The sequence below is a fragment of the Phormidium sp. CCY1219 genome, assembly GCF_035615515.1.
GTDB lineage: Bacteria > Cyanobacteriota > Cyanobacteriia > Cyanobacteriales > Laspinemataceae > CCY1219.
Genome location: NZ_JAJENT010000375.1, coordinates 1 through 8806 on the forward strand (window position 1 = coordinate 1; position 8806 = coordinate 8806).

Sequence of the window (8806 nt, forward strand, 5' to 3'; positions counted from 1 at the left end):
TAAAGCCGCACGTTCGTTTTTCCTCCCCCGGCTAAAGCACGGGGGTTTCCAAACGTATCGGAGGTTATCATCATGACAGAACCTGCACGGATTTGCATTCTCGGTGGCGGTTTTGGGGGGTTGTACGCCGCCAAGCGTTTGAACGAATTACCTTGGAACCCACCAGAGCAACCCGAAATCCTCTTAGTAGACAGCAACGATCGCTTTGTCTTTTCCCCCTTGCTGTACGAATTGCTCACCGGGGAACTGCAAAGTTGGGAAATTGCCCCGCCGTTTTCCGAACTGCTGGCAAATACCCGGATTCGCTTCCGTCAAGCAACGGTGGAAAATATCGATATCGACAACCAGCAGGTGTACTTCCACGATGGGGGGGAATTTGCCTACGATCGCCTGGTGTTGGCATTAGGTGGCGAAACCCCGATGCAAATGGTGCCGGGATGCGCCGAACATGCCATTCCCTTTCGCACCGTTTCCGATGCTTACCGCCTAGAAGAACGCTTGCGGCGGTTAGAAACCTCGAATCGCGATAAAATTCGGGTGGCGATCGCCGGTGCGGGATACTGTGGGGTGGAATTGGCCTGCAAACTCAGCGATCGCCTGCAAGACCGGGGCCGCCTGCGCCTGATTGAAATGGGCACCGAAATTCTGCGAAATTCTCCGGAATTTAATCGCAAAGCGGCACAAGCGGCATTAAACGACCGAGGCATTTGGGTCGATTTAGAAACTACCGTGGAACAGATCGGCCCGGATAGCATTTCCTTGCTCTACAAAGGACAAGTGGATACTATCCCGGTGGATGTGGTGTTGTGGACTGTGGGCACTCGCGTCTCCCCGGTGGTGGAACCCCTGCCCCTGCAGAAAAACGCGCGGGGTCAAATCCAGGTGACGCCGATGCTGCAAGCTCTCGATCGCCCGGAAATTTTCGCCCTGGGGGACTTGGCGGAATGTATGGATGCCAAGGGCAAGCGGGTGCCCACTACGGCGCAAGCGGCAATTCAACAAGCAGATTGCACTGCCTGGAATCTCTGGGCGTCAATTCGCGATCGCCCGTTGCTACCTTTCGAGTATCAACCCTTGGGGGAAATGATGACCCTCGGGGTTGACAATGCCACCCTCACTGGATTAGGAATAAAACTCGACGGTCAAGCCGCCCATCTGGTGCGCCGACTGGCTTATCTCTATCGCATGCCCACTTTCGACCATCAACTGAAAGTGGGGTTGAATTGGACGTTACTCCCCTTGCGCGAGTTTCTCCTGCAAGCGTATGGTTCCCCCCATTAAATCTTTCTGATGTTTCAGCCAAAGGTCATTTTTTTCGATGCCGTGGGCACCCTATTTGGCGTGCGCGGGAGTGTGGGCGAGGCATATGGCACCCTTGCCCAACAGTTTGGGGTAAATGCCAACCCGGCACAGTTGAACCGCGCCTTTTTTGCCTGTTTTAAAGCACGGGAACAAGCGGCGTTTCCCGGGGTGGAAACCAGGGAGATTCCTCGGTTGGAGTTTGAATGGTGGGAGGCGATCGCCACCGATACTTTTAAACGGGCAGGGGTGTTTGGCGACTTTGCGGATTTCTCTGCCTTTTTTGCCGCACTCTATGCTTACTTTGCCACCAAGGACCCTTGGTTTGTTTATCCCGAGGTGCGATCGACTCTCGCTTCCTTGCGATCGAAACACATCGAACTCGGTGTGATTTCTAATTTCGACTCGCGGCTTTATCCTGTCCTCGAAGCGCTGGATCTGGCGGAGTTTTTCTCCTCGGTGACGATTTCTACTCAGGTGGGTGCGGCGAAACCGGACCCGCATATCTTTGCCACCGCTTTGGCAAAACATGGTTGCACCCCCGAGGAAGCATGGCATATCGGCGATAGCTATCGCGATGATTATGAAGGCGCGATGAAAGCCCAAATGCGCGGCATTTGGCTGCAGCGCGAGTCATAAGGGGGGTTTGGTCATGGGTCATTTGCTCGTCCCCAGGCTGAGCCTGGGGACGGTGGAAGGGAGGCTCTGCCTCCTACTCTTTCCCGGTTGTTCATGCTCGTTCCCAGGCTCAGCCTGGGGACGGTGGAAGGGAGGCTCTGCCTCCTACTCCTTCCCGGTTTTGCTCGTTTCATGCTCGTTCCCAGGCTCAGCCTGGGGACGGTGGAAGGGAGGCTCTGCCTCCTACTCTTTCCCGGTTGTTCATTTAAGTGACGGGCCGGTGCGTCACCCCCGAGAGGAGATTGGGGTGGTTCCCACCAATGGGATGGCGGGGGTGACGCACCCTACGGTGGTTAAATTACCAAGGACTAATGACCAATGACCAATGACCAATAACAAAACCCCCTTCACCTAGGTGAAGGGGGTAAAAAATTCACTTTAGTGCCAAGAACAAGTTAGCTGATTCGATTCGCTTTCTAGTAAGGCGATTAAATGTTCGTCTCCTTGGATCCGTGCGGCTTGCAGACGCCGTTCTAAACTGCGGCAAATGTTGGTGCGGTGCAGTTTGGCAACCTCTTCACCCAGGCGATCGCCTTCGGAATCGATCGCCATTGCTTCCGCCGCAACGGGGGGCGCAGTGGCGGGTTTGGCGGTTTCTACCGATTCTCCGGTGCTGTAGGTACTCCCTCTATATTTGAGCTGATGCAGGGGTTGGGGCATCGGAATATGTCTGGGATAGCGCGGGTGCCATGCATTGCCCCGATATTGACCGCCTGTTTCCCCTTCCATCATGTCAAGGGTCGGGGGTTCGTAGTCGTAGGGGGTCCCACGATAAGAGAGTTTCATATCAGAGTCTCCGAAATTCATGTAAGTGAGGTTTGCTAAAGTCGAGAATTTGGCCACAAGTTGCATGCCATTCTCTATTTCTGTATTATATTTTACCATTTTAAAAAAAATTTGGCAACTTTAACAAAATTTTACAAAATAACTTCTGGGTATCCATTGATAATTGCCAATTGCCAATTGTCAATTTTTCCCTCTGGCGAGTTTTTCGGCGAGGTAGACGATTAAATCGTGCGCTTTGAGGCGCGATCGCCACGTTTGCGGGATGCCGCTTTCGCCGTAATACGCGCCGGCGAGTTGTCCGAAAATGGCACCGGTGGTATCCGCATCGTTGCCTAAATTCACCGCTAACAAACATCCTTCGGCAAAGGAGGTACTGTTGTGAAATGCCCACAGTGCCGCTTCTAGGGCATCGACTACATATCCGGTGCCTTTAATTTCTGGCGGTTGGCGGTGTTTGAACTCCCCGGCAGCGATCGCGTCGATTTCGGGCACCAAGGGGTGTTCTTGCCAATATCCGGGAAGGGGAGAATATCGCGGCGCGAGCAATTGCGATCGCGAAACCCCCTGCACTGCGCCCACCAGCAATCCGGCGAAGTAACCGCAAGCATCCAGACAACTCGCCGCCGCGTGAGTGGTCCGGGAACTGTCTTTTGCCCGCGCGATCGCTTGTGCGGGGTCGTGGGCACAAAACAAGGGCACCGGTGCCAAGCGCATCAGGGAACCATTGCCCGCACTGCGCGGATCCGTCACGCCACAGTCGGGTGCGCCGGTTTGTTCGAATTTCTGCAATGCCCGCAAAACCGTATTGCCAATATCGAAACAATACCCGATACTGCTCAGATGTCCCTGGCGATACCATTGACAATAGGTTTCCAATTGATGGATGGGGTCGAAATCCCCCTGGCGGATCAGACTTTCTGCCAAACATAGGGCCATTGAGGTATCGTCTGTCCATTCTCCGGGTTTCAGGTTAAACGGACCGCCCCCCACTAAGTCGGTAATCGGGGTAAAGGTGCCCGGGGGTTTGAATTCCAAGGTGGTGCCTAGGGCATCGCCGATCGCCAACCCCAGCAAACATCCGCGATAGCGTTCGATTTTATTCATACAAGCAAAGCCAAGCGAAATTAGCTTATTATTGCAGATTCTCGGGAAGGGATAAATCCCGCAGGTAATAAAAGCGATCGCGCCCCTCGGCGTCTTTTTTTCGCCCTAAGTAACCCATCAAGGGGGAAGACAGTTCGAGGAGCATTTCTTTGACGCAATTTTCTCCCAGTTTGGCCCTGGGTTCTTTGGCATAGATGGCATTGTAGTGGGTGCGAATTTCCAGGGGCAGCGGTTTGCTTTTGGGGTCTTCTAATTGTTTGACGGTTTGCACCAGTTGCGATCGCACCTTAATCTGGTCCACAATACTATTGATATAATTGTTTAACTTTTCGTCAGCTAACCCAAACGGTTCGGTTTGTAAGTGCTGTTTGAGTTGCATCAAGTCCAGGGAACCGGGATAATTGGCATGCAGTTCCACTAAGCGTTGCAGGGTTTCGGGGCGGATAACGTTCATTTCATTTTCCGTGGCGGTTCGGCGGGCGTAATCGGTTAACTCTCCAGCAGCGACGATTAATTTTATCGCCCGGTTATAGCGTTGCTTGCCTAAATGATTGTGGCCGATTTTGATAAGTTGAGCCGGGGTTCCATCGCTGACTTTCTCGGTTTTGGTGGCTTTGCATTCTCCCACGAGGAGGTAAGGATATTCGCAAAATAAGTCAATTCCCCCCGGTCCGCCGGTGGAGTCGGGGTCGAGACTCTCACCCTTAAATCCGAGTTTGAGCAGCGATCGCCGCACCAGTTTTTCAAAGGCGTGACCTTCGCTGGAATTTCCCACCTCGCTAATGGTAGAAATCCAGGTTAAATCCGGGTCGGTTTCCTGGGGTGTGGAAGTATCGGTCCATCCGAGAAAGCTTTGCAAGGCGCGATCGAGGGGTTGGGCGGCGGGTTGGGTAAGGGCAAGGTGAGCGATCGCCCCTTGCAATTCTTCCAATTCCGGATGTTCTGGCGGTAGCAGGTTTTCGAGTTGGTCGCGTCGGCGATCGAATGTGGAATCACTCAATACGGGTTGATAGTCTGTGATGGGTAATGGATGGGGTAAACCGATAAATTTACCCAGTTTTTTCTGGCTTACTGGATTGTTAGGCACCTGGATCGGTTGCAAAAACCGATATAAGCGCAAGTGCGCTAGAAAAATATGGGGGTGGGTTGCGATATGACTCTCTAATCCCTCAGTGCTCCACACCGTTAACTGCGACAACACCTCGAAGCTTTCCGGGGTATTGACCATCTGGCACAATTCGCATTTTGCCCAGGCTTGAATTGACAGGCTATCCGCAGAACTCTGGGTCAGTTCTGTAGATTTGGCGATGGACACAAACCCCGGATTATAGTAGGTTTCCGGAGGAAGGGGGTTAACGGAACTCGGGAGAGGATAGAGCGCAAACTGTCGCCCCGGCTTGAGAAAGATCCGGGGAATGACAGCAATTGTCCGCCCGCAAAGTAGGGCTTCGATGTCTGGCGCAGGTAAGCACAGTGCAGTTTGAACCAACTCTTATTCCTCCCATCTTTAACCAAACAGGTCTCTCAAATCTTCGTCCTCATTCGGGGTTGCTTCGATATCGGTTGGTTGTAGGAAAGCGTTTAAAAGCTCTTCCTCCTCCAGGGTTTCTTCATCGATTTTTCCGGACGGATCGCTTAATATTTCGAGCAGCAAAGGGTTAGTCTGCGTTTGCGCTTTGCAGAACTGCTTGAATTGCTCATCGCTGAGTTGATAGCGATCGCACTGTTCGTAAACTAGATAAAGGTCGATGAGCAGTTTAATGTGTTCTTCTTCCAAATAAACCCACTCTCCTCGCAACTTATAAATAAGTTCTTCCAAATAGCCGGAGGAAGCCCAATTCTTCTTAATTGGCTTGTCTTTAGAGCGCACCAAACAGCTGCGCGTCAAACCAAATGCGTCATAGTCGATTAAGCGCTTCATCCCTGCGCCTACCGCTCGTCCAGTGTCGTGCTGTAGCACCGCCACGCCAATTTGGATCGGCTGGTTGTTCTCTTCTACGACAATTTTGAAGTTAATCCATCCTTGATTTTTCGATTTCGGTTCCACGTCAACCACCTGTTGCACGATCGCATTGTTTAATGTCTCCCCGGTGGAAGTTTCTCCAGCTAACGTTTCCCCGATTAAGGTTTCAAATCCAAACCGTAACCCAGCCGCAATCAGCTCGTTGTTTTCGGTATAATCCTTTGGTTCGAGTTCTTCAGCATTCGTTAACGCCAGTTCAAACCGCTCGCGAGGGTCTTCGGGCAAGGGTTCTTCATCAACCTTAAAGTTTTCGGCACACCATCTTAACGCTTCCCTTACCGTTGGCTTGTTTTTGCCATATTGTCGGAGTTGCGTTTCTTCAAAAGGATAAAGCGGATGAGGTGGTGTTAGCTGTCGGGCTTGATAAAACTCTTGCATCCAGGTGGCTACCACATCCACCATCACATCACTGTTTACATATTTTAACCCAAGCGGCTTGCTTTGGGTAAAAGTGGAGATTCTAGCGGGTACCCCAGTCCCCATTTGCTTCACAGAATTACTCCAGGTATCTGGAAACATTAAGGTCAGAATGACGACTCCTTGACTGACATTGGAGTCAATTATCGTATCGTAAAGCCGCTTGATAAAATCGGCAATTAACATAGGGGTTGTGTAGCCGTCATCATTACATTGGTTGAGAACATCTATCTCATCAAAGCAAATGAGAATGGGGGTATAACCATTGACTAGCTTGAGGATTTTCTGAATCGTGCTTAACGCTTCGGCTTCTCGGTCTTCATTGGTTTTGTTGCCATTAGAAGGCAATCCCATTGTCTCAGCGGTGGATGGATCGATTTCATTCCCCGCCAACCATTCCACGGCATAACTGCCATACCGCTCGGAAAGGGTCCATAAAAGCCCCCGCAGTATATAAGGATCTGTCTCGGGCTTAGTTGCTGCCACTTTTTTGCTGAGGATATTCATCAAATCCTTGTTGTTCGCCAAAAAACTCTGATATACCCGATCGAATCGCTTGACTAACTCTTGGGAAGATAGGCTCGCAGCATTCGGGTTAATGGCCTGCAATCCCTGGTTAGCCATCGAGGTGGCGATTTCTTGCCACTGCATCACTCCTTCGCGACCTGTACGACTTAAACTCTCCACTAAGGTTTGCTGAAATTGGTATTTAATTAGGTTTAAGTCGGTGTAATTATTGCCATTGGCATACACAAAGGAGACGCGCTTTTCGGGGGGGAGCTGATGGCGGATGCGACTAATTAGGTGAGTTTTGCCCACTCCAGCTTCAGCCGTCACCACGAGGGTCGCTACTTTGTCGGCACTGGATTGACTGGTGCTGACGCGCTCGATTGCCTGCAACACTGCGTCCGAGGCTTCTTTGTTTAACGTGGGAACATCCGGAAAGCCCTTTCCCCAGATATTCTGTTCTTGCACGATGCCGGCTTTAGTAAAGGGATTGTGCCTTTGGATAGCGGCGTTAATTTGTTCGAGTGGAGAATCGGAATTAGCCATAGTTATGTCCTGTGAAGAAGCAACAATTGAGAAACCATGAGGTGTCTATCGGGACCGGAGAGACATCCAAACTTGGGGGTTTTAGAGGCGCTTGGCGTAATAGCGCAATCCCACCCCGGGGATAACGATCGAGTCTTGATGTTTGTCGGGGGTCATGTCTGGCATTTCTCCCGCCATGAGCTGAAACATATCTTCTGCCTGCATTGTAGTCATCCAGTCGTTGAAATCGGATCGAGTGACCCGATCGCCAATGTCGCGCCGGATGAGATAAATGGGCACTAAGTCATCTAGATTGTAATAGCCGTTGAGGCGATCGTAGACTTCCAATACCACCGGTTTGAATTGTTCGTAATCGGTAATCGGCGAGGGGGCGGGTTGTGCGAGTTTTCCCTCTGGCGAGGCGGGAGAGACTGGTGTGGGGGTGGGGACTGGGGCGGTTTGCTCTGGTGCGATGGAGGTACTGACGCCGCCATCGTACATTTTCCCGATCCACTGCAGGAGGGCGTTGGGCAGTTTGGTGCCTATCTGTTTCCCCTCAAATTTAAAGTGCTTCAATCCTTCCTCTAGCATCTGCAACCCGGTGGGCACAGTCAGGGACACTTTGTTTTTGTCGATCGCGATCGCTCCTGCACTTTCCAATTCGTCTAAAATTGGCTGATAATCTGACGCTCTCTCTTTGGTACGGATCAATCGCCGGGTGAGGGTTCCTTTTTTCACGGCGGATTCGCTTGCTCCCATATCCCACAAGGTCAGCAAAATCCGCGTTTTGGCTGATTCCGGCGTCCCTCTTAGCCCTTTGTTTGTGGATTCAGATGATGTCATGTTTCTGATGTCTCTGTTTGGGTTTTATTTTAGTCTATCCAGTAATCGTACCTAAGAAAAGGCACCCCGGGTTAATTTTTGATAATTCTCTAGAACAATCTTGATTTTTTGATAAAATTCCTTGATTTTTCGCGAAAAAATGGTATAATACCCTCTGGCTTCAGGGCGAAAATCCCCGATCGCATTCCCACCCGCAAGCAGTGCGATCGCGACTCGCTACAGTTCGCCCCTTCACCGCCGATAGAATACGGCGGCGTAACCCCGGTTTTCCCGCGCCGCTTTCCCCATAAAAAACCCGTTTTCCTGCAGAAAACGGGTTTAAAGCACTGTGAAGACGTCTGTTCGCTTCTTTATTCATGCAGGCTAGCTATTTTTACTCACTCAGATGAATGCTTCGCCGCAATCTCGAGCCGATGCAAGTCGCTTGTGTCTCTATCCTTGGCAACTTCAGCCCTCCTCTCCAGATTGGGCGCAGGAGGAAAGCGCGTTATTTGCCGGGGAAAAATTGCAAATTTATAACCCGATCGTCTTGAGGATTGATTCGGTCTGGTTGATACTCCCTACGGATAAATCCGAGGGATTCTTAAAGAGTCCAAAGTCGGACTTTTAAAGGCGCTTTTCCCC

9 protein-coding genes are annotated in these 8806 nt (G+C 51.2%); 3 read left to right on the top strand and 6 right to left on the bottom strand.

What is annotated here, in order from left to right; genetic code table 11:
• Window positions 1–72 precede the first annotated feature (72 nt).
• Both LKK83_RS07155 and LKK83_RS07160 read left to right on the top strand, forming a co-directional pair.
• A complete protein-coding gene (locus LKK83_RS07155) occupies window positions 73–1281 on the top strand; it encodes an NAD(P)/FAD-dependent oxidoreductase (RefSeq protein WP_324630310.1) in 1209 nt (402 codons plus the stop codon).
• A gap of 9 nt (window positions 1282–1290) precedes the next feature.
• Window positions 1291–1938 (top strand): HAD-IA family hydrolase, encoded by a 648-nt coding sequence (locus LKK83_RS07160; protein WP_324630311.1) that lies wholly within the window; start codon window positions 1291–1293, stop codon window positions 1936–1938.
• 417 nt (window positions 1939–2355) lie between these two features.
• Here the strand turns inward: LKK83_RS07160 and LKK83_RS07165 are convergent, their stop codons facing one another.
• The 6 genes from LKK83_RS07165 to LKK83_RS07190 form a co-directional block, all read right to left on the bottom strand.
• Window positions 2356–2763 carry a DUF4278 domain-containing protein gene (locus LKK83_RS07165; protein WP_324630312.1) on the bottom strand — a complete coding sequence of 136 codons (408 nt, stop codon included), beginning with the start codon at window positions 2761–2763 and terminating at the stop codon, window positions 2356–2358.
• Between the two features lie 180 nt (window positions 2764–2943).
• A complete protein-coding gene (locus LKK83_RS07170; protein WP_324630313.1) occupies window positions 2944–3867 on the bottom strand; it encodes an ADP-ribosylglycohydrolase family protein in 924 nt (307 codons plus the stop codon).
• Window positions 3868–3895: 28 nt separating this feature from the next.
• The gene (locus tag LKK83_RS07175; RefSeq protein WP_324630314.1) at window positions 3896–5356 is read right to left on the bottom strand and encodes a DUF1802 family protein; all 1461 of its coding nucleotides are present in this window, start codon (window positions 5354–5356) and stop codon (window positions 3896–3898) included.
• 18 nt (window positions 5357–5374) lie between these two features.
• Window positions 5375–7360, bottom strand: coding sequence for an ATP-binding protein (locus LKK83_RS07180; protein ID WP_324630315.1), 1986 nt, complete (start codon window positions 7358–7360; stop codon window positions 5375–5377).
• A gap of 81 nt (window positions 7361–7441) precedes the next feature.
• A complete protein-coding gene (locus tag LKK83_RS07185; RefSeq protein WP_324630317.1) occupies window positions 7442–8182 on the bottom strand; it encodes a hypothetical protein in 741 nt (246 codons plus the stop codon).
• 160 nt (window positions 8183–8342) lie between these two features.
• Entirely contained in the window at window positions 8343–8540 is a 198-nt protein-coding gene (locus LKK83_RS07190) for a hypothetical protein (RefSeq protein WP_324630318.1), read from the bottom strand.
• Window positions 8541–8567: 27 nt separating this feature from the next.
• Between LKK83_RS07190 and LKK83_RS07195 the strand changes: the two genes are divergently transcribed.
• On the top strand, window positions 8568–8792 hold the full coding sequence (locus LKK83_RS07195) for a hypothetical protein (protein WP_324630319.1): 225 nt from the start codon (window positions 8568–8570) through the stop codon (window positions 8790–8792).
• Window positions 8793–8806: the final 14 nt, after the last annotated feature.